Source organism: Mycobacterium sp. NGS17 (assembly GCF_059813205.1).
Genome location: NZ_JCALED010000001.1, coordinates 293,496 through 316,596, shown reverse-complemented (window position 1 = coordinate 316,596; position 23,101 = coordinate 293,496). Strand labels below are relative to the sequence as shown.

The following is a 23,101-nucleotide window of genomic DNA, read 5'->3' as shown; positions in this document are numbered from 1 at the left end:
CCGAACATACATTCGATAGCCGACAGCGAGCGTAGGTCAAGACCCTGACAACCTGCGCCGCACAGCACCCGTACGCCCGGCGCCGGGACGACGTTAAACGTTGCTGGCTAGTACGCAAAGGGGGTGCTGTTTATGAAGGTGTGCATCGTGTGTGCATATCCGTCGACACCTGTGTTGAGCGGGGTGTGGAGAACCTGTGGATTAATGCAAAGGGCTGGGACATCACTGCAGATACCGGCCATACAACGGCATCAAAATCGTGTGGACAAGAATCTCTACGGCGTGTCGCCGCAGGTTACTGCGCCGGGCGTGTTGGCTTTCCGCCATATTTTCCCAGCGTTACGGGCCGGTAAAGCGCCCCCGGGAAATGCACCCCAGAAATTGTTCGCCAGCGCGCGCCTCCGCGATCCGCACCAACGGAGGGCGCCCTCGCGGCTGCAGTACAACGAAGCCCGGCGGCGGCCCATCAAGGCCACCGCCGGGAACGAGCAAACGTCGGGTGCTTAGCTCTGCGCGACGACCTCGAGCGCGACCTCGACGTCGACCTCGGGGTGCAGGTGCACCGCCACCGGGTGGGTCCCGACGGCCTTGATGTGCGATTTGGGCAGCCGCACGATCCGCTTGTCCAGGTTGGGGCCACCGGCCTTCTTGATCGCGGCGACGACATCGCCGGCGGTGACCGAGCCGAACAGTTTCCCGGAATCGGCCGCGGTCTTGACCGGCAGCGAGACCGGTCCGAGCGCCTCGATCGCCGTCTTCAGTTCGTTGGCGTGCCCGAGGTCGCGCACGGCCTTGGTTTCGCGGGCCCGGCGGATATCGTCGGCCTGCCGCTGCGCGCCGCGGGAGGCCACGATCGCCAGACCGCGCGGGAGCAGGAAGTTGCGGCCGTAACCGTCCTTGACCTCGACTGTGTCGCCGACGGTGCCAAGGTGGTCGACGTCAGCCGTCAGAATCAGCTTCATCGTTTCGTACTTTCGGTAGGCCTGCGGCGACTATCGCGCCGAGGAGGTAAAGGGCAGCAGCGCCACCTCACGGGCATTTTTCACCGCGATGGCGATGTCACGCTGGTGCTGCACGCAATTGCCGGTGACCCGACGCGCGCGGATCTTGCCGCGCTCGCTGATGTACGTACGCAGCAGCGCGGTGTCCTTGTAGTCGATCGCTTGATCCTTCTTGGCGCAGAAGACACACTTGCGTGCCTTGACCGGCTTTTCTGGAGCCGGCCGCCTCTTGTTGGACTTGGCCATGTCTGTCTTTCTTTCCGTTCTCTATTACTGAAGTTTTGTCGAATCAGAAGGGCGGTTCGTCGTCCCCGCCGCCGAACGAACCCGATGCGGGCGCACTGCCCCATGGGTCGTCCGCGGGTGCGCTGCTCGCCGGCGCCGATTGCTGGCGGGATCCACCGCCACCGCCGCCGCCACCGCCGAAGCCGCCGCCTCCACCGCCACCGCCGCTGCGGCTGGCCTTGTTGACCTTGGCTGTGGCGTACCGCAGCGACGGGCCGATCTCGTCGACCTCCACCTCGACGACGGTGCGCTTCTCACCTTCACGAGTCTCAAAAGAGCGCTGCTTGAGCCGGCCCGTCACGATCACCCGGGCACCACGCGTGAGGCTCTCCGCGACGTTCTCGGCAGCCTCGCGCCAGATGTTGCACCGCAGGAACAGCGCCTCACCGTCTTTCCATTCCCCGCTCTGGCGGTCATAGATCCGCGGCGTCGACGCCACGGTGAAGTTAGCGACGGCGGCACCCGACGGGGTGAACCGCAGTTCGGGGTCGGCGGTCAGGTTTCCGACGACGGTGATAGTGGTGTCACCAGCCACAATTTCCTCCTGGGGCCGCTTCTGAGACGGTGTCCTGGCTGAGCCTACGCAAGTCCACCCACGGTGGACGCGCGACGCAGCCGAAGCTGTTAGTGCTTGTCGGTGCGCATCACCTTGGTGCGCAGTACCGACTCGTTGAGGCTCAGCTGCCGGTCGAGCTCGGATACCGTCGCCGGCTCGGCCTTGAGGTCGACGACGACATAGATGCCTTCGGCGTGCTTGGCGATCTCGTAGGCCAGGCGGCGCCGGCCCCAGATGTCGACCTTGTCGACGGATCCACCATCTTTGCGGACGACGTTGAGGAACGTCTCCAGGGATGGGGCCACGGTGCGTTCGTCGAGCGTGGGGTCAAGAATGACCATGATTTCGTATGGACGCATGGAAACCTCACCACCTCCTCTGGTCTCAAGCGGCCACGGGCGTTCCGTGGCAGGAGGGTCGCCTGCGTCGGCAACCGGATCAGGCTACCGGATAGTGGGCTGACCAGAAAAATCCGGCCGATTCGGCAACCTCGCTATTGCCGGGCGGTCAGGTATTCCTCGGCTCTTGCCACCGTCGCGGGAGCCGCCTTGGCGAGCGCGCCCGAGTCGAAGGGCGGGTGCGGGTCGTATTCGATGAGCAGCTGAGCCGCCTGTGCGGCCTCGCGATCGACGAGCAGTTCCACCAGACGCAGGGCCACGTCGATGCCGCTGGACACCCCGGCGGCGGTGATGATCCGCTGCGGCAGGTGTTCGACCACTCGCTCCGCAACGTAGCGGGCGCCCAAACCATTGAGGAGTTCGGCGGCCCGCCAGTGGGTGGTGGCGGTGAGCCCGTCGAGCAGGCCGGCCGCGGCCAGCAGCAGGGCTCCGGTGCACACCGAGGTGGTGAACCTGGTGTTGGGATGCACCGCCTGCAGCCACCCCCGGATGGCCTCGTCGTGAATCAGCTGCCGGGTGCCGATGCCGCCGGGGGACACCACCACATCGGGAGCGTCCACCTCCTCGAAGGTGGCGTCACAACTGACGCCGAGCATTCCGTTCTCGGTCCGCACCTCACCGCGGTGGTGCCCGACGAACACGACGTCGATCGACGGAATGCGTTGCAGGACCTCGTACGGACCCACCGCGTCGAGTGCGGTGAATCGGGGAAAGATCGGGATGGCGACCTGCGTCATGACCTGGCGCCGCTTGCCAGTGCGGGTTGCTCGTCGGCTTCGTCGTCGGACGCCGGGATGCTCGAACGGCGCGACCCAACCGGTCGCAGCCAGTCCGGCAACCAGCCGGGCGGGGCGTCAGCCGCGCGGTCGAACGGTCCGCCCGCCGGATCGTCCGCCCGCGCGCCCCATCGCACCAAATCCTCGCCGGGGCGGTATATCTGGCGAATCACCAACGCACACAAGACGATAACCGCGACGTCGCGCAGCAACACGGTGGTGGTGAAGAACTGTTCGGGCAGCGAGCGGTTGGGGTTGCCGTACAGGTAATACATCCGCGGCACCCACACCAGCGCGTCGACGGTCATCCATGCCAGCAATAGCCGGCGGTGCGGCAGAGCCAGCACCGCCAGCGGCACCAGCCACAGCGAGAACTGCGGGCTCCACACCTTGTTGGTCAGCAGGAAGGCCGCGACCACCAAGAACAGCAGTTGCGCCACCCGCGGACGTTGCGGCGCGGTCAATGCGATGAATGCGATTGCGGCACAACACGCCACGAACAACACCGCGACGACGGTGTTGAGCACTGTCGGCGGCTGCCAGAAACCGAGCTTGGGATCGAATCCCCGCCAACCGGTGAAGGACTTGATGACGTTGTACAGCGAGTCCATGTCCTCGCCGCGCCGCGTGTTGAGCCGGAAGAACTCCGACCAGCCGCGGGGGAAGAACACCAGCACGGGCAGGTTGACCACGAGCCAGGTCACCCCGGCGGCCACCGTCGTGCGGACCCACGCGCGCAGCTGCCCGGTCCGGATTCCCAGCAGCAGCATCGGGCCCAAGAACAGCAACGGATACAGCTTCGCCGCGGCACCCAGGCCGATCAGCACGCCGGCCGGCACCGGTTTTCGTCGCGCCCACGCCAATAGCCCGGCCATCGCGAATGCCGTTGCCAGCGCGTCGAAGTTGGTGAATATCTGAAAGATCAATATCGGCGAGCCCGCCACCAAGGCGGCGTCCCAAATCCGCCGCCCGGCCAGGCCCGCGGTCGCCCAGACGGTGGCCAGCCAGGCCAGCGCCAGCCCGAATGCCGCGATATCGAAGAACATCACCACCTCGGCGACAACCGGAAGCGGAGCGAGCTTGCTCAGCGCGGTGTAGGTCTTCGCCAGTGCCATCGACACGTACTGATAGACCCCCGTCAGCACTGGATACTCCATGTAGCGCACCGCGGGCCGGCCGTCGTAGCGGATCTGCTGGGCGCCGGTCGAGTCGGTCTCGATCCAGCTCGATTTATAGGGAAACTTGCCTTGGCTCAACAACTCTGCGCTGTAGAGCGGCACGGTGTCGGAGTAGCACAACTCGTAGTAAGCGCGTTGGTTGTCCCAGTTGGCCACCCGCTGATCGCCGGTCCCGGTGCCGGTGCTTTGCAGGCAGGCCGCCTTCGTCGACCAGCCCAGCGCCAGGAAGACCAGCCCGATCATGAACATCACCCGCAGCGGGGTCATCAGCCGCGAGCGGCCGATCAGCGCGTGCCGGCCCACCGGTCCACCGACGACGTCGGCGAGCGCGGCGCCCAGAAAGTCGTTGCGGCTCGGGCAATCTCGGGTGTCGGCGCTGCGCAGATCCGCCGCCAGCGGCTGCGGTGAAGTGGTCGCGCCGACCTCTGCGGCGTCGGTCACGGTGGCGGTTGCGGCGCTTGGGGTCCACCCGGCGGGACGCCACCACCCGGGGGGCCACCGAACGGGGGGCCGCCGAACGGGCCGCCCGGCTCCGGACCACCCGGCGGGCCGCCGGGCGCCGGTGGCGCCGCGGTGATCGTCGTGGGCGGACCGACCGGAATGGTGATGCCCGGCGCCACTTCGATGGTGGGCTGGATGACGGTCTCCGAGGGCGGCGGTGGCGGCGGTGGCGCGACGGGCACGCCCGCATAGCCGCCGATCTCGGTCGGCTTCGGGAAGGATTCGTTGGAGGTGCCCTTCAGGGCCCCGTCCATGGTGGATTTCCAGATGTCCGACGGCAGCCCCGAACCGTAAACCGCTCCGCCCGAAGCGGTTACCAGCGGGCTGTCGCCTTTGGCCGTGCCCACCCACACCGCCGTTGACAGCGACGGTGTGTAGCCCACCATCCAGGCGTCCTTGTTCGAGGTGGTGTCGCCGAGTTGGGTGGTGCCGGTCTTGGCGGCCGACGGCCTACCGCCGGCCAGCGCGTGGCCGCGGGAGTAGGCGGCGATCGGCACCATGGCCGCGGTGACGTTGTCGGCGACGGCCTTGGGGACGCGTTGCTCGCTCTTGTTGTCGGAGTTGGCGGCGTCGAAGAGCACCTGGCCGTCGGAGTTGACGACCTTCTGCACGAAGTGCGGTTGGTGATAGACGCCGGAGGCGGCCAGCGTGGCGTAGGCCGAGGCCATGTCGAAGACCCGGGTTTGATACTGGCCGAGCACAATTCCGTTGTTCGGTGGGCCGCCCTTGCCGTCCTCGGACAGGGTGTGGTCCACGCCGGGGAAGCTGGTGGCGACACCGGCTTGGTGCGCGGCGTCGGCGACGGCCTGCGGGCCGCCCTTGAGTTTGAGCATCAGCCGGTAGTAAGAGGTGTTCAGCGACATCTTGAGCGCCTGGGCGAGGTTACAGGTCCCGCAGCTCTCGCCCTCGACGTTGGTGATCTTGATGCCATCGACCGTCAACGGGGAACTGTCGACCTGATAGCCCAGCCCAATGCCCTGCTCGAGTGCGGCCACCAACGCGAACACCTTGAACGACGACCCGGTCTGCAGTCCGGCCTGAGCGAAGTCGAAACCGTTGGCGTCGGTGCCGCCGAAGTATGCGCGGATCGCGCCGTCGTGCGGGTCGACCGAGACCGCCGCCGAGCGCATATCGGGGTCCTGGCCGTCGAGGTACTTCGACACCGCCTTCTCCGCGGCCTGCTGAGCCTTGGGATCGATGGTGGTGGTGACCTGCAGGCCCTGCGTGTTCAGGGTGCGCTCGTCGATGTTGAACAGCTCCATCAACTCTCGGGTCACCTGACGCTCGATCAGCCCGTTGGGCCCGGTCGTCTGGTTCTGCGCGCGCGCCTGATCCGGCGGCACGGTCGGCGGAAACTGCTGCGCGGAACGGTCACTCGAAGACAGCGCCTTGGTTTCCACCATGCCGTCGAGCACCCACGCCCAGCGCGCACGGGCGCCCTGCGGATCGACCGCCGGGTCCAGTGTCGACGGGCGCCGGATGAGCGCCGCCAACAGCGCGCCTTCGGAGACGGTGAGCTGTTCGACGGGTTTGTTGAAGTAGGCCTTGGCGGCGGCCGAAATCCCGTACGCGCCCCGGCCGAAGTAGATGATGTTCAGATAGGCCTGCAGCACTTCGTCTTTCGACCACTCCCCCGACATCTTGGTGGCGATGACGAGTTCCTTGGCCTTGCGCATCAGGCCGCTGACTCCGTGCTGGGCCGATCCGACCAGCGCGTTCTTCACGTATTGCTGGGTGATCGTCGACCCGCCCTGCAGGTCACCGCTGCCGAACAGGTTGTTGTTCACCGCCCGGGCGAAGCCGCTGAAATCGAACCCGGGGTTCGAGTAGAAATTGCGGTCTTCCGCGGCGATCACCGCCTGGCGCACATGCACGGGAACCTGGTTGATGTTGACGTCGACCCGATTGCCCTCCGGCGGAATGATCTTCGCGATCTCCGAGCCATCGTTGGCCAGGATCGTCGAAACCTGGTTGGTGCGAAGGTCTCCCGGCTTCGGAATGTCGACGATGAAGTACGCCATCGCGAACGTGACGATCGGCAGCAGCACCAGCACCGCCGCGCCGATGTAAGCCCCGCGCCGGACCCACAGCCAGTTGATCCGCTCGGTCCAGGCCCAGTCGCGCCACGGTGGGGCGGGCCGCCCGCCGGGACCGTCAGGTCCTCCCGGACGTCCGGGGCGCGGCGGCCCTGGGGGCGGTCCGCCGGGCGGACCACCGCCGAGGCTGGCCCGCTCCTGCCGGCCGGACGCCGGACCCCGGCCGTCCAGTGCGGCCTTGACCTCGTCGAGCGCGTCGCGCCGCAGAGGCGTCGAAGGGGGGCCGGCCAGCGCGGCTTTGACTTCCTCGATGGGATCGGAGCGCCGGGGCGCCCGGTCATCTCTGACCGGCGGCAGGATCGTCGTCATCCGATCATCGGGCGGGGCCTGACGGCGACGGTTGATCGTCGGCGGCGGCTCCCGACGCTCGGGATCCCGCCTATCGGCGGCCGGGCGGTCGGGCCCCGGACGCTCGTCAGCACTCTGATTGCCCACACGCTCAGTCGCTGGCCCACGCTGGTCACCGGACGACTGACTGTGGCGTCCTTCGTTATTCAATGGCCGTGCGGGCGTTGTTGCGCGCCGTCCGCGTGCGTCCGGTGCCCCTGGGCGGAGGTGCCGGGCGCGCGGCGCCGAGCACATACGACTTGACGAGATGGTTCCAGCTGCAGGTCCGGCAAACCTCCACCACGTGGACGGCGAACTCGTCGAAGCGGGTTGCCAGCATCACCAATTCTTCGGCCGTGCGCGCCGAGCCCGACACCGCGCCGAGGTGTTCCCCGAACACCCATGACACCAGCGTCAACTGCTCCTTGCGGCAGATCGGGCACATGACCTGGCTCGGTTTCCCGTGAAACTTGGCGGCGCGCAGCAGATACGGGTTCGCGTCACAAACCTCGGACACGCCGGTGCGGCCCGAATACACCTCGGCCAGCAGTGAGCGCCGCCGGAGCGCGTAGTCCACCACTTGTCGCTGCAGTCGCACGCCCACCAGAGTACGTCGCCATCCCGAGCAGGGATACGCAACCGAAGCGTGGCGGTCCGTCCAAGGGAGTCGACGGCGGTTTCTGCGCCGACCGGGACCGGACTTCTACGATCATCCCCGTGGCGAAATGGCTCGGGACACCGCTGGCGCGCGGCGCGACAACGACTACCCGCGCCAAGGACACCGACCGCCAAGACACCTGCACGCTCCTCGACGACGCCCTGGCCGATGGCGAACTCTCCGCCGAGGAGCACCGGGAGAGGGTGAGCGCGGCCACCAAGGCGGTGACGCTGGGCGAGTTGCATGCCCTGCTGGACGATCTGCAGACCAATGCCGGGCGGCCACAGCCCGCGCTCGGCTCGGGGCCGAAGATGACGCGAGTCGGCGGGTGGGGGGTCCTGGCCGCCGCCTTCGTCGTGTCGGTGTTGCTGGGCATGGGGATCGGGTGGGGGCTGTACGGGAACACCCGCTCGCCGCTGGACTTCACTACCGACCCGGGAGCCAAGCCGGACGGCGTCAACGCCGTGGTGCTGACGGCGCCGACACAGCTGCACTCGGTCGGCGGGCTCACCGGGCTGTTCGAGCAGATGCGCAAGCGGATGGGGGACACCATCGGCTATCGGCTGGTGATCTACCCGACCTACGCGGTGTTGGACCGCCCGGACCCCTCCGACGACCGCCGGAAACTGGACTACACCTACCGCGGCGGCTGGGGCGATCCGACTAGTTCGGCCAAGAGTTCCACGGACGGCCCCGTCCCCGTCGACCTGAGCAGATTCGACGTGACCAAGACGGTGGGCATCATGCGCGGCGCCCCCGAGACGCTGCACATGAGGCCGTCTGACGTGAAATCCACGTACCTGATCGTCGAGCCGGCGACCGATCCGACCACTCCGGGCGCGCTCTCGCTGTCCGTGTACGTCTCCAGCGACTACGGCGGCGGACACGTCATCTTCTCGGGTGACGGCACCGTCAAGCAGACCAGTCTGCCCACGTAAAGGCCGGTCCCCCGGCGCTTTCCGCGCCCAGGCTGTGTGACGAACTCCAAACCAACACTTGGTGGTGTTGTGGCTAATATATCGAGACGATACGATTGCGCGAGGCGTCGAACCGTCGTAACCGGCCACGCAAATCCTTCAGGGAGGTGATTCGATTGCTGGAGCTTGCCATTCTGGGTCTGCTGATCGAGTCGCCCATGCACGGCTATGAGTTGCGCAAGCGGCTGACCGGTCTACTCGGCGCGTTCCGGGCGTTTTCGTACGGATCGCTCTACCCCGCCCTGCGGCGCATGCAGAGCGAGGGGCTGATTGCCGAGAATGCCGCCCCGGCCGGGACGCCGGTTCGGCGGGCCCGGCGTGTCTACCAGCTGACCGACGAGGGCCGCCGGCGCTTCGGGGAGCTGGTGTCGGACACCGGTCCCCACAACTACACCGACGACGGCTTCGGGGTACACCTGGCTTTCTTCAACCGGACTCCGGCAGAGGCGCGGATGCGCATTCTGGAAGGCCGCCGCCGTCAGGTCGAGGAAAGGCGGGAAGGTCTGCGCGAAGCCGTTGCGCGGGCCAGTAGCTCGTTCGACCGCTACACCCGCCAGCTTCATCAATTGGGGCTCGAGTCAAGTGAACGCGAAGTCAAGTGGCTCAACGAGCTCATCGCTGCGGAGCGGGCTATGCCCGGCCTCTCCGAGCAAAAGTAAACCCCGGCACGAACGCAGCATCCCAGTCAGTGGTTAGAGGTTAGGAGAACGCCCATATGAGTGAGCATCAGCCGCCAAAGGCGGAAGGAGCGCAGTCGGAGGTACGAGTCGCCATTGTCGGCGTCGGTAACTGCGCGTCTTCGCTGGTTCAGGGCGTGCAGTACTACTACGACGCCGATGCCAACAGCACCGTGCCCGGTTTGATGCACGTGAAGTTCGGCCAGTACCACGTCCGCGACGTGAAGTTCGTCGCCGCGTTCGACGTGGACGCCAAGAAGGTCGGCTTCGACCTGTCCGAGGCGATCTTTGCGTCGGAGAACAACACGATCAAGATCGCCGACGTCCCGCCCACCAACGTGACGGTGCAGCGCGGCCCGACGCTGGACGGCATCGGTAAGTACTACGCCGACACCATTGAGGTGTCCGACGTCGAGCCCGTCGACGTGGTCGCGGCGCTGCGTGAGGCAAAGGTCGACGTGCTGGTGTCCTACCTGCCGGTGGGATCCGAAGAGGCCGACAAGTTTTACGCCCAGTGCGCCATCGACGCAGGCGTGGCGTTCGTCAACGCGCTGCCGGTCTTCATCGCCTCGGACCCGGTGTGGGCCAAGAAGTTCGCCGATGCCGGCGTCCCGATCGTCGGTGACGACATCAAGAGCCAGGTCGGCGCGACCATCACCCACCGCGTGATGGCCAAGCTGTTCGAAGACCGCGGCGTGCAGCTGGACCGCACCATGCAGCTCAACGTCGGCGGCAACATGGACTTCCTCAACATGCTCGAGCGCGAGCGCCTCGAGTCCAAGAAGATCTCCAAGACGCAGGCCGTCACCTCCAACCTGCAGCGCGAGTTCAAGACCAAGGACGTGCACATCGGCCCGTCCGACCACGTCGGCTGGCTCGACGACCGCAAGTGGGCCTATGTGCGGCTCGAGGGCCGCGCCTTCGGTGACGTGCCGCTGAACCTGGAGTACAAGCTCGAGGTGTGGGACTCGCCGAACTCCGCGGGCGTCATCATCGACGCGGTGCGCGCCGCCAAGATCGCCAAGGACCGCGGCATCGGCGGGCCGGTGATTCCGGCGTCGGCCTACCTGATGAAGAGCCCGCCGCAGCAGCTGCCGGACGACATCGCCCGCGCCCAGCTCGAAGAGTTCATCATCTCGGGCTAAGCACCCTTTCGCCCGCGAACGTCGAGTTGTTGCGGCGGCAATGCCCCATAAGGCAGCCCAACAACTCGACGTTCGGCCGGGGTCGGTGCGGCGCGATCGCCGAACCATCGACACGATGCTGTGCAGCTGCTTAGCATCATGTCTCGATGACCGTTCAGCCCGCAGCGTTTCTGCGCACCACCCTCCCCCTCGACTTGTCCGGGCTCGCCGGACTCGACAGCGGTCGCTACCACTCCCTCTGGCTGCCCGATCACATGGTCAGCTTCTGGCCGGACTCGATCTGGACGCCTGAGTTCACCGACCTCGCGACCGCGTCCCCCTCGCCGCACCGCCACCTGGACGGCCTGGCGGTGGCGGCCGCGGCGGCCGTGCTGACCGAGCGGGTTCCTCTGGTCAGCGCCGTGGTCGACACCGTGCGCCGCCACCCGGCCATGCTCGCGCAGACGGCGCTGACCATCGATCACCTCGCCAAGGGGCGTTTCATCCTGGGACTGGGCAGCGGCGAGAGCGAAAACACGGTGCCCTACGGCTTCGACTTCTCGCGGGCGGTCAGCCGTTTCGAGGAGGCGCTGGCGGTGATCCAGTTGCTGTGGCGCAGCGACGACCCGGTCGACTTCGCCGGCCAGTTCTATTCGCTGCACCATGCCCGCTTGGACACCGAACCCTACGAAGGCAGGTTGCCGCCGATCTGGATCGGCGCAAGCGGTCCGCGGATGCTCGACATCGCGGGCCGGTACGCCGACGGGTGGTGGCCGGCGGGCGCCTGGACTCCCGAGCACTACGCCCAGATGCTTTCGGCCGTGCGGTCATCCGCCGAACGCGCCGGCCGTGATCCGATGGCGATCACCCCCTGCTTCATCCAGGTGTGCCTGATCGGTGCGGACGACGCCGCCCTCGCCGAGATTCTGCGGGCGCCCCTGGTCAAGGCGTTCCTTCTGCAAGTTTCAGCAAAGACGCTGCGCGACTTCGGCTTCGAGCATCCGATGGGTGAGAACTGGCGGGGCTTCCAGGACATCGACCCGGCCGTCCTCACCCGAGAGCGAATCGCGGAGTTTCTGGACAACGTGCACCCCGAGATGATTCTGGCCCTCGTCCCCCATGGCACACCCAAACAGGTCGCCAAGATCGTCAAGACGTACGTCGACGCGGGCCTGCGCGTGCCCAAGATCCTCGACTACGGCGCCATGGCCGGCTTGGAATACGCACAGGTTTCGGCAGCTAACGTGCGCGCGGCCGAGGACGAACTGATACAACTCTGCGGAGACCTGCCGTGACAACACATTTGGACGCCGCAGAGATGCTCGTCGCCGCCGGGGCGGAGACCGGGCTGCGCGACTACGGCGATCCCACCTTGCCCGAACGCTTCGCTGTCGCCGTCGACCACCTGAACGATCTGGGCATGGATGCCGATGGTCGCTTCGAAGCCGCGCAGGTGTGTCGTTGGCTGCTGACGTCGCGCCTCGAATTCATCGAGGACCGCAACCGCTACCCGATTGGCGCCGAAGTGATCGAGTCGCCGATGTTCGTCACCGGCGAACCACGTTCGGGGACAACGCTTATGCACGCCCTGATGTCGGTCGACCCGCGCGCCCGGGCGCTGCGGTTCTGGGAGGTGATGTATCCCTCCCCGCCACCGGGGCTGGCCGCACCCGACGACGACCGCCGGAGGCGCGCCGACGCCGACTGGCGCGAGATCAACGCCAAGATGCCGAAGTGGCTGCGCAGCCACCCGTACAACGACATGCTGGGCGACGGCCTTCCCGAAGACGAACGCACCTGGGCGTTCGATTTCCGGGTGATGACCCCGACCGCGTGGTGGCGGGTGCCGATGCAGTCGCTGGTCGGCGGTTTGGCGACCGACCCGGCCGCGCAGTATCGGCTGCACAAGGCCATGCTGCAGCAGCTGCAATACCAGCGGCCGCGAAAGTATTGGGTGCTGAAGGGTTTTCACGGCTTTCGGCTCAAAGAGATGTTCGACGCCTACCCCGACGCCACGCTGGTGTGGCTGCACCGCGATCCGGTGCAGGTCGCCGCCTCGCGCACGATGATGATGGCCGACATCGCCGAGGGCATGGTCGGTCCGGTCGACCTCCACGCCCTGGCGAAGCAGCATCTGGAGCTGACCCGCGCCGGTGTCGCCAATACGATGAGCAATCCCATGGTGGACGATCCGCGCATTCTGCATATCCGCTACACCGACTTCGTCGCCGATCAAATCGGCACGGTGCGGCGCTATTACGCATTCGCCGGCCGCGAGGTCACGCCCGAAGCCGAATCCGCCATGCGTGACTACCTGGCCAACAATCGCGGCGACCGGTACGGCAAGTTCCGCTACTCCACCCAGTTGCTCGTCGATATCGGCGAAGACCTCGACGCGCTGCATGCCGAATTCCGGCCGTTTCGCGAACGATTCGGCGTCGAAATCGAAACCCTTGACTGACGTGACGACACCCCACAAACGTCTGTCGGTCCACGACGTCACCTTCTTCGGAGCTTCGCTGGCGGAGATGGAACAGCATTGGGCGCAACTCGGTGTGTCGCGATTGAGCGTCTTGGACAGCGAACTGCTCGACCCGACATTCCCAAAGCTATTGCGGCACAACAAATACACCGTCGAGGCGGTATGCCACATCTTCGGTCACGGCCGACTGGACATCGGGGCGCACGCGGCACGCGACGCCCTGTTGCCCGTGATCGACGCCGCGGCCGGGGTGGGTGCGCGCGTGGTCTACCTGCTGACCGGCGGTCGGGGCGCTCTCACCTGGCCGCAGGCCGCCGACCGCTTCAGCGCCATGATCGGTCCGTGCGTCGAGCACGCGAAGCAGGCCGGCGTGGCGCTGGCGATCGAGAACGCCTCGAGCCTGTACGCCGACATTCACCTCGCCCACACCCTGCGCGACACCGTCGCGCTGGCCGAGATGAGCGGGCTGGGCATCTGCATCGAGTTGTTCCACTGCTGGGCGGAGGGCGATTTCGAAGCGATGGTGCAACGGGCACTGCCGCGAACCGAGCTCATCCAGCTCAGCGATTACGTGCTGGGTGACCGTGCGCTTCCGGGTCGGGCGGTGCCCGGCGATGGAGTGATCCCGTTCGAAAGGTTCATCGCCCAAGCCCTGGCCGGCGGCTACGCGCATGGATTCGACCTGGAACTGATCGGGCCCCGCATCGACGCGGAGGGCCGCCTGCAATCCGCCCGACGCGCCTGCGACGTCGTCGGCGCGATACTGAACAGATTGGGTGCCTGACAATGGCTTTCGGCGACGGTCCCGACGACGAGGCACTGCACTCGGCGTGGACCGAATTCTGTGCCAGGCTGCAACGCGCGGGCGAACAAGTCTTCAAAGACGCCAACCCGCCCACCGGTGTGCAGCGCGTTGACGCCTATCGATTCCTCACCCAGAACCTCGGGCAGGCCTTCGATCTCGCACTCGAGACCCGCGACACCGGCTACCCGGTGCTGCACACCTTCTGCGGCCCGACCCGCAAGCTCGGCGGCGACTGCGCCGACTTCACCTATCAGCAAGCCTGGATCGACGGGCACTCGACCTATCGGCTCACCGGCACCCGCGGCACCGCGCGCTTCTTCAACGTCACCGTGCAGGGGCGACGCACGCCCGGCCCGGGCGTCCTGCACGAACCGTTCGGTGATACACCGCAGGCCAACCTGCTCGGCCAGCAGCTCGATATCGATGACGGCGGACGGTTCGAGCTGTACATCGGCGGGCCCGAACGCGGACCGAACTGGCTGCCCACCACGCCGGAGTCACGAAAGCTGTTCATCCGCCAAGGGTTTGATCGCTGGGACGAACAACCGGCGCAGATGCGCATCGAACGCATCGACATGGCCTCCCCCAAGCCATTGCCCGCCCCTGCCGACATGGTCGACGCGATGCGCTGGGCCGGTGATTTCGTCGCCGGCCTGATGTCCGATTGGCCCGAATTCCCCTTCACCCACGGCGGGGTGGACGCCGAGCACCCGAACGCGTTTCCGCGCGTCGGCGCCAGCGACGCCGACAACAAGCGGGGCCGGGCCGCCGCCAACATGTATTGGGAGCTGGCGGCCGACGAGGCGCTGATCGTCGAGTTCGACGCCCATGACGGGCTGTGGATGTTCACCAACATGGGCGTCTTCTTCAACAGCATGGACTACCTGTACCGCCCGGTGAGCTACACGCCGAGCCGCACCAAGGTCGACCACGACGGCCGCATCCGGCTGGTTATGGCTCACCGTGATCCCGGTGTGCACAACTGGCTGGACACCCAGGGCTTCGAGCGCGGCAACCTGACCTACCGGCACATGCTCGAGGGCGAGCCCGCGGTGCTGGAGACCCGGGTCGTCAAGCACGACGAACTGCTTAGTGCCCTGCCCGAGGGCACCGCCATGGTGAGCGCATCAGAACGCGCCGCCGCGATGTGGGAACGCTTCCACGGCATTCGCCGCCGTTACCCTTTGTAGCCAGGTCTAGGGTCAAACATCGTGACCGAGATTTCTGAAGACGAACTGGCCGGGCTGTCCGAATTCTCGCTGCTGTCCGAAAACGCCGAGCAGGCCGGAGTCTCCGGGCCCCTGCCCGAAGCGGAGCGCGTCGAGTCCGGAACGGGCGAAAGCAGAATCAGCGCCCTGCGCTGGGGCAGCACTCCCCCGCGGATCGTATTCGTGCATGGCGGCGGGCAGAATGCGCACACCTGGGACACCATCATCGTCGGCATTGGTGAACCCGCGCTGGCGGTAGACCTGCCCGGCCACGGCCACTCCGCCTGGCGCGAGGACGGCGACTATTCGCCGCAGCACAATGCCGACACCTTGCTGCCGATTCTGCGCGAACACGCCGCGTCGGCGGACCTCGTCGTCGGCATGTCGCTGGGCGGGTTGACCGCGATCCGGCTGGGGGCGGTGGCGCCCGAACTGGTCAAAGAGCTGGTGCTGATCGACGTCACTCCGTCTGCGCTGCAACGACATTCCGAGATGACCAAGGAGCAGCAGGGCACGGTGGCACTGATGCACGGGGAACGCGAGTTCCCCAGCTTCCAGGCGATGCTCGACTTGACGGTCGCCGCGGCGCCGCACCGCGAGGTGAAGGCACTGCGCCGCGGGGTGTTCCACAACTCGCGCAAGCTGGAAAACGGCAAGTGGACGTGGCGCTACGACGCCATCCGCACCTTTCCCGACTTCGCCGGCCTGTGGGACGACGTCGACGCCTTGTCCGCTCCTGTGACCCTGGTGCGCGGCGGTTCATCGGGTTTCGTCAGCGACGAGGACGCGGCCGAGCTCAGCCGTCGCGCAAAGCAATTCCGCTCTGCCCACGTCGTCGAGAATTCCGGCCATTCCGTCCAAAGCGACCAGCCGCGTGCGCTGATCGACATACTGCGCGGGGTGCTCGACGCGCGCTGAGCCATCATGACCGACCACCACCGCCGCACCAGATCCACCGGGCGGCCGCGCGACGCCTCGATCGACGACCGCGTTCTGTCGGTGACGCGTGAGCTTCTGGTGGAAGTGGGCTGGGACGAGCTGAGCGTGCGCTTGGTCGCGGCACGCGCCGGCGTAGGACGGTCCAGCCTCAACCGTCGCTGGTCGTCCAAGGCGGAGCTTGTGCTGCACGCCATCCTGGGCGAAACACCCGATTTGGCACCGTTTTCCGGCACCGATCTGCGCGGCTGGATCGACTGGGTGGTGCGCGGCAGTCACGAGCTGTTCAGCAGGCCCGACGTGCGGGCCGCGGTGCCGGGTCTGCTGCTGGCGCTGCGCGAAAACGATGGCCTTCGGGAGAGGTTGTGGGAGAGCTTCAGCGGCCCGGCGGTGGAGTTGTTCGCGGAGCGAGTGCACCCGAACACGCCGTCGCAACGGCGGCGTGCCGATCTCGACGCGCGGGCGTCGCTCGCGATGGCGGCCGGCGCGGCGCTGTTCGTCACGACGGTCGCGCGTGACGACGACTCCGAAGCGCTACGGCGCCGGATCGCGGCCCTGTTGGTGACGGCCGTCAGCGCGTCCACCGGCGAGCAGTGACTCGACGATCGCCGCTCTAGGGGATCGCCAGGTGACGCCGAGATCCTGCACGGTCTTGCTGTCGTCGGTGGGAGTGGCGGCGGTAAGCAGCACCGCCGCTTCGTAACTGAGCCCGTCGCCGAGCGCGACGTATCGGCCGACGAAGTCGGCAAGACGACCGATGGCACGCAGCACGCCGGGCGACGTGGGGACCCGCCGCACCCGCCGACCCAGCCCCTCTTCGAGTGCGTCGATCATCTCGTCGAAGGTGAGCAGCCGCCCTCCGCAGACGTAGCGGCGGGGGCCCCGGCCGCTTTGCATGATTCGCGCGTGCGCCTCGGCCACGTCCCGCACGTCGACCATCTGCATGCCCCCGCGCACTGTCGGGGCGATTCCCCAGCGCACGATCGGCGCCCAGCCCTGCTCCGTGACGCCTGCGGCGGTGCCGAAGGCCGGCCCCACGACGCTCGAGGGATACGTAACCACGACCGGCGCGCCGGTCTCCTGCAACCGCCGGGCGGCGCGGTCGGCGTACCCCTTGGTCTTGGCGTACGCGCTGCGCCCGGGCGCCGTGGGAGTGTCGGGGGAAATGATGCCGTCCGGTGGGGGGAACAGCGCGCTGTAGCTGCTGACGAGCACCACCGGGTCGAGCCCGAGGTCGACCGCGCGGGTCAAGATCGCCTCGGTCGCATAGGCATTGACGTCCCACATCAACTGGGCGCGGCGTTCGTCGGTGCCCACCACGCCGGCGGCATGCAATACCGCGTCGGCTCCGGCGAGCAGCTCGTCGACCGTCGAGGCGGACCGCACGTCACCGGCGAGGACCGATACTGGCCCGAGCGTTCGTAGCCGGTCGATGACGGTGCTCGGCTCGTTGGGCGCCGCCAGCAGCTTCACGTGATGACCGGCCTCGAGCAATGCGCGCACCGTATGCGCCCCGAGGTATCCGGTTCCGCCCGTCACCGCGACATGCATCGATCATTCTCCGCCCTGGGATCCGCCGTCGTGCTATATTTCGGTGCCAATGGTATCGAAAGTGGCTTTCACCCCGCTTCGCCTGGGGCCCTTGCACCTGAAAAACCGCTTCGTCAAAGCGGCGACGTTCGAGGGCGTGATGCCGCGCGGCCGCGTCAGCGACGCGCTGATCGACTTCCACACCGAGGTGGCCCGCGGCGGGGTCGCCATGACGACCGTCGCCTACTGCGCGATTTCCCCCGGCGGCCGTGTGCACCGGGACACCATCGTTCTGGATCGCGAAAGGGTGCCGCAGCTTCGCCGGTTGACCGACGCCGTACACGCGGCCGGCGCGCTGGTGTGCGCCCAGATCGGTCACGCGGGACTGGTCGCGAACACGCTGTCCAACCGGACGGCGACCCTGGCGCCGTCCACCCGCGTCAGCGCACCGGCGATGGGACTGGTTCGGGCGGCCACCTGCGAACAACTCGGAGCTGTCGTCGACGACTTCGGCGCCGCCGCCCAAAACGCGGTCGACGCCGGATTCGATGCGGTCGAAATCCACATGGGGCACGGCTATTTGCTCAGCTCGTTCTTCAGCCCGAATCTGAACAGGCGCTACGACCGCTTCGGTGGCGACACCGTGCGCCGCGCGGAGCTGGCGCGTCGCGTCGCCGAACGGGTCCGGCTCGCCGTCGGTCAGTCCGTCGCCGTCACCGCCAAGTTCAATATGGACGACGGGGTCCGCGGCGGCTTCTGGCTGGACGACAGCATCCCCACGGCGCGGCTTCTCGAGCACGACGGACACCTGGACGCGTTACAGCTCACCGGCGGTAGCTCGCTGCTGAACCCGATGTACTACTTCCGCGGCGATGTTCCACTCGACGAATTCATCGCCTCTCAACCCCGGCCGGTCGGGCTGGGCCTTCGGGCAATCGGCCGGCGACTGTTCCGCAGCTACCCCTTCGAAGAAGCATTCTTCCTGCCGCTCGCGCGTCAGTTTCGCACCGCGCTGTCGATGCCACTGATGCTCCTGGGCGGCATCAACCGGCTCAACACGGTGGAAAGTGCACTGAACGAGGGCTTCCAGTTCGTGGCGATGGCCCGTGCGCTGCTTCGAGATCCCTATCTGGTCAACGGATTTCGCGAGGAGACAGCGACGGAGGGCTTGTGTATCCACTGCATGAAATGCATGCCCACCGTCTACAGCGGAACGCATTGCGTCGTCCGCCGGCAGGTTGAGGCGGCGCCGGCAGGTTGACGGGGCCTACGGTGGTGCCATGACCTCTGCGTTTCCGATCCGCATCGGTGTCCAGCTGCAGCCGCAACACGCGCCGCAATACGGCCAGATCCGCGACGCCGTGCGCCGCTGCGAGGACATCGGCGTCGACGTCGCCTTCAACTGGGACCATTTCTTTCCGCTCTACGGCGATCCCGACGGCGCGCATTTCGAATGCTGGACGATGCTCGGGGCCTGGGCCGAACAGACATCGCGCATCCAGATCGGCGCGCTGGTGACGTGCAACTCCTACCGCAATCCGGAGCTGCTGGCCGATATGGCCCGCACCGTCGACCACATCTCCGACGGCCGGCTCATCCTGGGCATCGGTTCGGGTTGGAAACAAAAGGACTACGACGAGTACGGCTATGAATTCGGGACCGTCGGCAGCCGCCTGGACGACCTGGCGACCGCGCTACCTCGAGTCCAAGCTCGACTGGCCAAACTGAACCCGGCTCCCACCCGCGACCTCCCTATCCTGATCGGCGGCAAGGGCCCACGAAAGACGCTGCGAATGGTCGCCGAGTACGGCGACATCTGGCACGGCTTCACCACCGTCGAGACCTATCCGGCCGCGGCGGCCGCGCTGGAAGACCATTGCGCCGCCGTAGGGCGCGACCCGTCCACCATCGAGAGGTCAGCCGGCGTCGAGGACAACAGCGGCGTTCGCCGCGGCGAGGGCGTCGACGGATTGATCGCCAACGCCGAAGGCCTCACCGCGCTGGGCGTGACGCTGCTGACCGTCGGTGTGAATGGGCCGGAATACGACCTGACCGCCGCCGAAGCGCTGTGCAAGTGGCGCGATAGTCGTTAAACCGGCCGCGCGGCATTGAATTGATCGGCCAAACACCTAAACGCACGCGCCAATTCGTGAGAAACTTCCACCGCCAGATGGCCGAGCCGGGTGTGAAAGAGACTCAACAAAAGATGCCGAAGAAATACGGGGTCAAAGAAAAGGACCTGGTTGTTTCGCACATCCTCCACCTTTTGTTGACCGGGAAGCTGCGCACTGGGGACCGCGTCGATCGTAATGAGATCGCAGTGGGCCTGGGAGTGAGCCGGGTCCCGATTCAAGAGGCGCTGGTCCAACTCGAACACGACGGCATTGTCTCCACGCGTTATCACCGTGGCGCGTTCGTCGAGCGGTTCGACGAAGACACCGTCCTCGAGCACCACGAACTCGACGGGCTGCTGAACGGGATTGCGTCCGCCCGCGCGGCGACCAGTCCAACGCCGCGGATTCTGGGACAGCTCGACGGGCTCATGCGCTCGCTTCGCACCGCCAAGGATTCGCGCACCTTCACCGACACCGCCGCCGAATACCGGCGCACCGTCAACGACGAGTACGCCGGTCCGCGGCTGCATGCCACGATCCGCGCCTCGCAGAACCTCATCCCCCGCCTGTTTTGGACGACCTTTCAAAGCGGGCGCGACGAGATGCTGCCGTTCTATGAAGACGAGACCGCGGCGATACAACGGCGCGACCCCGAAGCCGCGCGGGCGGCGTGCGTCGACCGCTCGTACCTGATGGCCCAGACGATGCTGGCCGAACTGTTCCGGCGGCGGGTCTTCACCCCGACCGACGACTTCAGTCGGGTGGTTGCGGGCCCGCCACAGGTCATCTCCGCGGACACCGCCCGCCGCGGAGCGCCGCTGTCGCTGTGAACGGACGCTGATCGGGCCCTGCCGCCGTTCAGTCGTTACGGTGACTCTGATGAGTTCGCGCGTGGGCCGGCACACCAAACGTCGCGGGAGGGCGTTCGGCCTGGCCGCGACAGTGCTCATGGTATGCGGCGTCGTGTTGGGCGGACCGGTTGCGCCGGCGGCCGCCGACTCGAATCAATGCGCACCGGCCGGCGTGGACAGCGCCCGGACCCTGCCCAAAGACCTGGCCGAGAACCCGACCACGGGCGAGGACGACCGCGACACAACGGCATCGGTCGAGCCGATCGGCGCGGTCGACGTCGACGGCCTGGGCCTGAGCACCCCGGGCGTCCTGACGGTCGGCACGCTGTCGGACGCTCCACCCAACATCTGCATCAATCCCACCGGCGAATTCAGCGGCTTCGACAACCAATTGCTGCGCGCCATCGCCGACAAGCTGGGCCTGCAGGTCCGCTTCGTCAGCACCGACTTTTCCGCGCTGCTCGCCCAGGTGGCGTCGCGGCGATTCGACGTCGGCTCGGCAGCGGTGAAGGCCACCGACGCCCGTCGGCGCACCGTCTCATTCACCAACGGCTACGACTTCGGCTTCTATTCGCTGGTGGTTCCGCCCGGTTCGGCCATCCACAAGTTCAGCGACCTGGCGGCCGGCCAGCGCATCGGCGTCGTGCAAGGCACCGTCGAGGAGTCCTACGTCGTCGACGTCCTGCATCTGCAACCCGTGAAGTACCCGGGCTTTGCCACTTTGTACGCCAGCCTCAAATCCCGCCAGATCGATGCGTGGGTGGCGCCGGGAGCCCTCGCGGCGACCGTCATCCGGCCGGGTGACCCGGCGGTGGTCGCCGCAAATACCTACAGCCCAGGCAATTTCGTGGCCTATGCGGTCGCACAAGGCAACAAGGGTCTGATCGACGCGCTCAATTCCGGGCTGGACGCCGTCATCGCCGACGGAACCTGGGCGCGCCTGTACACCCAATGGGTGCCGCGGACGATGCCGCCCGGCTGGAAGCCCGGCTCCAAAGCCGCGCCCTTCCCCAAACTGCCGGACTTCGCCGCGATCGCGAAACAACACCGCTCGGCCGCGGGCCCGCCCGCCCCGAAATCACCACTGGCGCAGTTGGGTGAGTCGTTCTTCGACTGGGATATGTACCGGCAGGCCATTCCCATTCTGTTCACCACCGGATTGCCCAATACCTTGATTCTGACCAACAGCGCCCTCGTGATCGGCCTGGCGCTGGGGATGGTGTTGGCGATGGCGGGAATCTCGCACCGGCGCTGGCTGCGCTGGCCGGCGCGGGTGTACACCGACATCTTCCGCGGGCTGCCCGAAGTGGTGATCATCCTGCTGATCGGGATGGGCGTCGGCCCGTTGGTCGGCGGGCTGACCGACAAAGATCCCTACCCGCTCGGCATCGCCGCGCTGGGGTTGATGGCCGCCGCCTACATCGGCGAGATTTTGCGCTCCGGAATCCAAAGCGTCGATCCCGGGCAACTGGAAGCGTCCCGGGCGCTGGGCTTCAGCTATGTCACCGCGATGCGGCTGGTGGTGGTACCGCAGGGAATCCGCCGCGTGCTGCCCGCCCTGGTCAATCAGGCCATCGGGCTGCTGAAAGCCTCTGCGCTGGTGTACTTTCTCGGCCTGATCGCCGATCAGCGAGAGCTTTTTCAGGTCGGCCGAGACCTCAACGCGCAGACCGGCAGCCTGTCGCCGTTGGTGGCCGCCGGTCTGTTCTACCTGCTATTGACCATTCCGCTAACGCATTTGGTGAATTACATCGACACTCGCCTTCGCCGCGGCCGGCGCGCCGACGCGCCCGAGGACGACGCCGACATGCTTGCGACGACATTCGGCCAGGAAATCACGTGACCTCCGGCATTCACGCACGCGCGTCAGTCTCGCTGGCGGCCAAAGACCTTCACCAAACCCTGGGCGCAAGCAAGGTGCTGCGCGGCGTCGACATCGAGGCGCCCGCGGGCAGCACCGTGGCGATCATCGGGCCGTCCGGCTCGGGCAAGTCGACGCTGCTGCGCACCTTGAACCGCTTGTATGAGCCGGACAGCGGGGACATCCTGCTGGATGGCAGATCGGTGCTGCGCGATGATCCCGACGAGCTGCGCCAGCGTATCGGCATGGTGTTCCAGCACTTCAATCTCTTCCCGCATCTCAGCGTTCTGGAAAACGTTGCGATCGCTCCGCGAAAGTTACGGCGCCTGCCCGCCGACGAGGCGCGCGACCTAGCGCTGATGCAGCTGGACCGAGTTGGCCTGAAGCACAAGGCCGGTGCGCGGCCCAGCATGCTGTCCGGCGGGCAACAACAGCGGGTCGCGATCGCCCGTGCGCTGGCGATGGCGCCGCAGGTGATGTTTTTCGATGAGGCGACCTCGGCGTTGGATCCCGAAATGGTCAAGGGAATACTGCAACTCATTGCCGACCTCGGCGCCGGCGGCATGACAATGGTTGTGGTGACTCACGAAATGGGTTTCGCGCGGTCGGCATCCGACGCCGTTGTGTTTATGGATCACGGCAAGGTCGTGGAATCGGGCCCTCCTGAGCAGATATTCGACGCCGCAGAGACCGAACGGCTGCAGCGTTTTCTGTCCCAAGTGCTTTGATCTGCGCTATCGAGTGCGCGATAGCTCCCTTG

Annotated in this window: 23 protein-coding genes; 14 read left to right on the top strand and 9 right to left on the bottom strand. The window is 66.7% G+C overall.

Annotation, left to right across the window (positions count from 1 at the left end):
• Nucleotides 1-503 precede the first annotated feature (503 nt).
• The 8 genes from rplI to AC5Y7E_RS01460 form a co-directional block, all read right to left on the bottom strand.
• Nucleotides 504-962 (bottom strand): 50S ribosomal protein L9, encoded by a 459-nt coding sequence (gene rplI / locus AC5Y7E_RS01495; RefSeq protein ID WP_065029504.1) that lies wholly within the window; start codon nucleotides 960-962, stop codon nucleotides 504-506.
• Nucleotides 963-992: 30 nt separating this feature from the next.
• Entirely contained in the window at nucleotides 993-1,247 is a 255-nt protein-coding gene (rpsR, locus tag AC5Y7E_RS01490; RefSeq protein ID WP_003874730.1) for a 30S ribosomal protein S18, read from the bottom strand.
• 43 nt (nucleotides 1,248-1,290) lie between these two features.
• Nucleotides 1,291-1,821, bottom strand: a complete 531-nt coding sequence (locus AC5Y7E_RS01485; protein ID WP_499947247.1) for a single-stranded DNA-binding protein — start codon at nucleotides 1,819-1,821, stop codon at nucleotides 1,291-1,293.
• An 89-nt stretch (nucleotides 1,822-1,910) separates the two neighbouring features.
• Nucleotides 1,911-2,201, bottom strand: a complete 291-nt coding sequence (rpsF, locus tag AC5Y7E_RS01480) for a 30S ribosomal protein S6 (RefSeq protein ID WP_007771721.1) — start codon at nucleotides 2,199-2,201, stop codon at nucleotides 1,911-1,913.
• 134 nt (nucleotides 2,202-2,335) lie between these two features.
• Nucleotides 2,336-2,977 carry a DJ-1/PfpI family protein gene (locus AC5Y7E_RS01475; protein ID WP_499947246.1) on the bottom strand — a complete coding sequence of 214 codons (642 nt, stop codon included), beginning with the start codon at nucleotides 2,975-2,977 and terminating at the stop codon, nucleotides 2,336-2,338.
• On the bottom strand, nucleotides 2,974-4,635 hold the full coding sequence (locus AC5Y7E_RS01470; protein ID WP_499947245.1) for a glycosyltransferase family 87 protein: 1,662 nt from the start codon (nucleotides 4,633-4,635) through the stop codon (nucleotides 2,974-2,976). The genes AC5Y7E_RS01475 and AC5Y7E_RS01470 overlap by 4 nt, the downstream gene beginning before the upstream one ends.
• Nucleotides 4,632-7,289, bottom strand: a complete 2,658-nt coding sequence (locus AC5Y7E_RS01465; protein ID WP_499947244.1) for a transglycosylase domain-containing protein — start codon at nucleotides 7,287-7,289, stop codon at nucleotides 4,632-4,634. Before AC5Y7E_RS01465 ends, AC5Y7E_RS01470 begins: the two co-directional genes overlap by 4 nt.
• Nucleotides 7,282-7,716 (bottom strand): DUF5318 domain-containing protein, encoded by a 435-nt coding sequence (locus AC5Y7E_RS01460; RefSeq protein ID WP_499917371.1) that lies wholly within the window; start codon nucleotides 7,714-7,716, stop codon nucleotides 7,282-7,284. Before AC5Y7E_RS01460 ends, AC5Y7E_RS01465 begins: the two co-directional genes overlap by 8 nt.
• Before the next feature lie 119 nt (nucleotides 7,717-7,835).
• Here AC5Y7E_RS01460 and AC5Y7E_RS01455 point away from each other — a divergent pair, with 119 nt between their 5' ends.
• The 9 genes from AC5Y7E_RS01455 to AC5Y7E_RS01415 all read left to right on the top strand — a co-directional run bounded on the left by AC5Y7E_RS01455 (nucleotide 7,836) and on the right by AC5Y7E_RS01415 (nucleotide 16,582).
• Nucleotides 7,836-8,714, top strand: coding sequence for a DUF1707 SHOCT-like domain-containing protein (locus AC5Y7E_RS01455; RefSeq protein WP_499947243.1), 879 nt, complete (start codon nucleotides 7,836-7,838; stop codon nucleotides 8,712-8,714).
• Nucleotides 8,715-8,869: 155 nt separating this feature from the next.
• Nucleotides 8,870-9,412: a PadR family transcriptional regulator gene (locus AC5Y7E_RS01450; RefSeq protein ID WP_499917373.1), complete on the top strand. Its 543-nt coding sequence runs from the start codon at nucleotides 8,870-8,872 to the stop codon at nucleotides 9,410-9,412.
• Between the two features lie 56 nt (nucleotides 9,413-9,468).
• Nucleotides 9,469-10,575, top strand: coding sequence for an inositol-3-phosphate synthase (locus tag AC5Y7E_RS01445; RefSeq protein ID WP_499917374.1), 1,107 nt, complete (start codon nucleotides 9,469-9,471; stop codon nucleotides 10,573-10,575).
• 146 nt (nucleotides 10,576-10,721) lie between these two features.
• On the top strand, nucleotides 10,722-11,849 hold the full coding sequence (locus tag AC5Y7E_RS01440) for an LLM class flavin-dependent oxidoreductase (RefSeq protein WP_499917375.1): 1,128 nt from the start codon (nucleotides 10,722-10,724) through the stop codon (nucleotides 11,847-11,849).
• Complete coding sequence (locus AC5Y7E_RS01435) at nucleotides 11,846-13,015, top strand: sulfotransferase family protein (protein WP_499917376.1); 1,170 nt, start codon at nucleotides 11,846-11,848, stop codon at nucleotides 13,013-13,015. Before AC5Y7E_RS01440 ends, AC5Y7E_RS01435 begins: the two co-directional genes overlap by 4 nt.
• Before the next feature lies 1 nt (nucleotide 13,016).
• A complete protein-coding gene (locus AC5Y7E_RS01430; RefSeq protein ID WP_499917377.1) occupies nucleotides 13,017-13,820 on the top strand; it encodes a sugar phosphate isomerase/epimerase family protein in 804 nt (267 codons plus the stop codon).
• 2 nt (nucleotides 13,821-13,822) lie between these two features.
• Nucleotides 13,823-15,031: a DUF1214 domain-containing protein gene (locus AC5Y7E_RS01425; protein ID WP_499917378.1), complete on the top strand. Its 1,209-nt coding sequence runs from the start codon at nucleotides 13,823-13,825 to the stop codon at nucleotides 15,029-15,031.
• A 21-nt stretch (nucleotides 15,032-15,052) separates the two neighbouring features.
• Nucleotides 15,053-15,967, top strand: coding sequence for an Rv0045c family esterase (locus AC5Y7E_RS01420; protein WP_499917379.1), 915 nt, complete (start codon nucleotides 15,053-15,055; stop codon nucleotides 15,965-15,967).
• A 6-nt stretch (nucleotides 15,968-15,973) separates the two neighbouring features.
• Nucleotides 15,974-16,582 carry a TetR/AcrR family transcriptional regulator gene (locus AC5Y7E_RS01415; protein ID WP_499917380.1) on the top strand — a complete coding sequence of 203 codons (609 nt, stop codon included), beginning with the start codon at nucleotides 15,974-15,976 and terminating at the stop codon, nucleotides 16,580-16,582.
• On the opposite strand, the gene AC5Y7E_RS01410 is transcribed toward AC5Y7E_RS01415, so the two are convergent.
• Nucleotides 16,520-17,536 (bottom strand): NAD-dependent epimerase/dehydratase family protein, encoded by a 1,017-nt coding sequence (locus AC5Y7E_RS01410; RefSeq protein WP_499917381.1) that lies wholly within the window; start codon nucleotides 17,534-17,536, stop codon nucleotides 16,520-16,522. The genes AC5Y7E_RS01415 and AC5Y7E_RS01410 overlap by 63 nt on opposite strands.
• A gap of 49 nt (nucleotides 17,537-17,585) precedes the next feature.
• On the opposite strand from AC5Y7E_RS01410, the gene AC5Y7E_RS01405 reads away from it, so the two are divergent.
• From AC5Y7E_RS01405 to AC5Y7E_RS01385, 5 genes are all read left to right on the top strand, one after another.
• On the top strand, nucleotides 17,586-18,776 hold the full coding sequence (locus AC5Y7E_RS01405) for an NADH:flavin oxidoreductase (RefSeq protein WP_499947242.1): 1,191 nt from the start codon (nucleotides 17,586-17,588) through the stop codon (nucleotides 18,774-18,776).
• Nucleotides 18,777-18,795: 19 nt separating this feature from the next.
• The gene (locus AC5Y7E_RS01400) at nucleotides 18,796-19,608 is read left to right on the top strand and encodes an LLM class F420-dependent oxidoreductase (RefSeq protein WP_499947241.1); all 813 of its coding nucleotides are present in this window, start codon (nucleotides 18,796-18,798) and stop codon (nucleotides 19,606-19,608) included.
• Nucleotides 19,609-19,721: 113 nt separating this feature from the next.
• On the top strand, nucleotides 19,722-20,459 hold the full coding sequence (locus tag AC5Y7E_RS01395) for a GntR family transcriptional regulator (RefSeq protein WP_499947240.1): 738 nt from the start codon (nucleotides 19,722-19,724) through the stop codon (nucleotides 20,457-20,459).
• A 49-nt stretch (nucleotides 20,460-20,508) separates the two neighbouring features.
• On the top strand, nucleotides 20,509-22,323 hold the full coding sequence (locus AC5Y7E_RS01390) for an ABC transporter substrate-binding protein/permease (protein WP_499947239.1): 1,815 nt from the start codon (nucleotides 20,509-20,511) through the stop codon (nucleotides 22,321-22,323).
• Complete coding sequence (locus AC5Y7E_RS01385) at nucleotides 22,320-23,069, top strand: amino acid ABC transporter ATP-binding protein (RefSeq protein WP_499947238.1); 750 nt, start codon at nucleotides 22,320-22,322, stop codon at nucleotides 23,067-23,069. Before AC5Y7E_RS01390 ends, AC5Y7E_RS01385 begins: the two co-directional genes overlap by 4 nt.
• The last annotated feature ends 32 nt before the right edge of the window (nucleotides 23,070-23,101 follow it).

What these genes read in the sequence shown, in the direction of transcription:
- AC5Y7E_RS01425 (WP_499917378.1), top strand. Translation starts at nt 13,823, where the DNA reads ATGGCTTTCGGCGACGGTCCCGACGACGAGGCACTGCACTCGGCGTGG.
- rpsR (WP_003874730.1), bottom strand. Translation starts at nt 1,247, where the DNA reads ATGGCCAAGTCCAACAAGAGGCGGCCGGCTCCAGAAAAGCCGGTCAAG.
- AC5Y7E_RS01390 (WP_499947239.1), top strand. Translation starts at nt 20,509, where the DNA reads ATGAGTTCGCGCGTGGGCCGGCACACCAAACGTCGCGGGAGGGCGTTC.
- AC5Y7E_RS01475 (WP_499947246.1), bottom strand. Translation starts at nt 2,977, where the DNA reads ATGACGCAGGTCGCCATCCCGATCTTTCCCCGATTCACCGCACTCGAC.
- rpsF (WP_007771721.1), bottom strand. Translation starts at nt 2,201, where the DNA reads ATGCGTCCATACGAAATCATGGTCATTCTTGACCCCACGCTCGACGAA.
- AC5Y7E_RS01405 (WP_499947242.1), top strand. Translation starts at nt 17,586, where the DNA reads ATGGTATCGAAAGTGGCTTTCACCCCGCTTCGCCTGGGGCCCTTGCAC.
- AC5Y7E_RS01415 (WP_499917380.1), top strand. Translation starts at nt 15,974, where the DNA reads ATGACCGACCACCACCGCCGCACCAGATCCACCGGGCGGCCGCGCGAC.
- AC5Y7E_RS01445 (WP_499917374.1), top strand. Translation starts at nt 9,469, where the DNA reads ATGAGTGAGCATCAGCCGCCAAAGGCGGAAGGAGCGCAGTCGGAGGTA.
- AC5Y7E_RS01395 (WP_499947240.1), top strand. Translation starts at nt 19,722, where the DNA reads ATGCCGAAGAAATACGGGGTCAAAGAAAAGGACCTGGTTGTTTCGCAC.
- AC5Y7E_RS01400 (WP_499947241.1), top strand. Translation starts at nt 18,796, where the DNA reads ATGACCTCTGCGTTTCCGATCCGCATCGGTGTCCAGCTGCAGCCGCAA.
- AC5Y7E_RS01410 (WP_499917381.1), bottom strand. Translation starts at nt 17,536, where the DNA reads ATGCATGTCGCGGTGACGGGCGGAACCGGATACCTCGGGGCGCATACG.
- rplI (WP_065029504.1), bottom strand. Translation starts at nt 962, where the DNA reads ATGAAGCTGATTCTGACGGCTGACGTCGACCACCTTGGCACCGTCGGC.
- AC5Y7E_RS01440 (WP_499917375.1), top strand. Translation starts at nt 10,722, where the DNA reads ATGACCGTTCAGCCCGCAGCGTTTCTGCGCACCACCCTCCCCCTCGAC.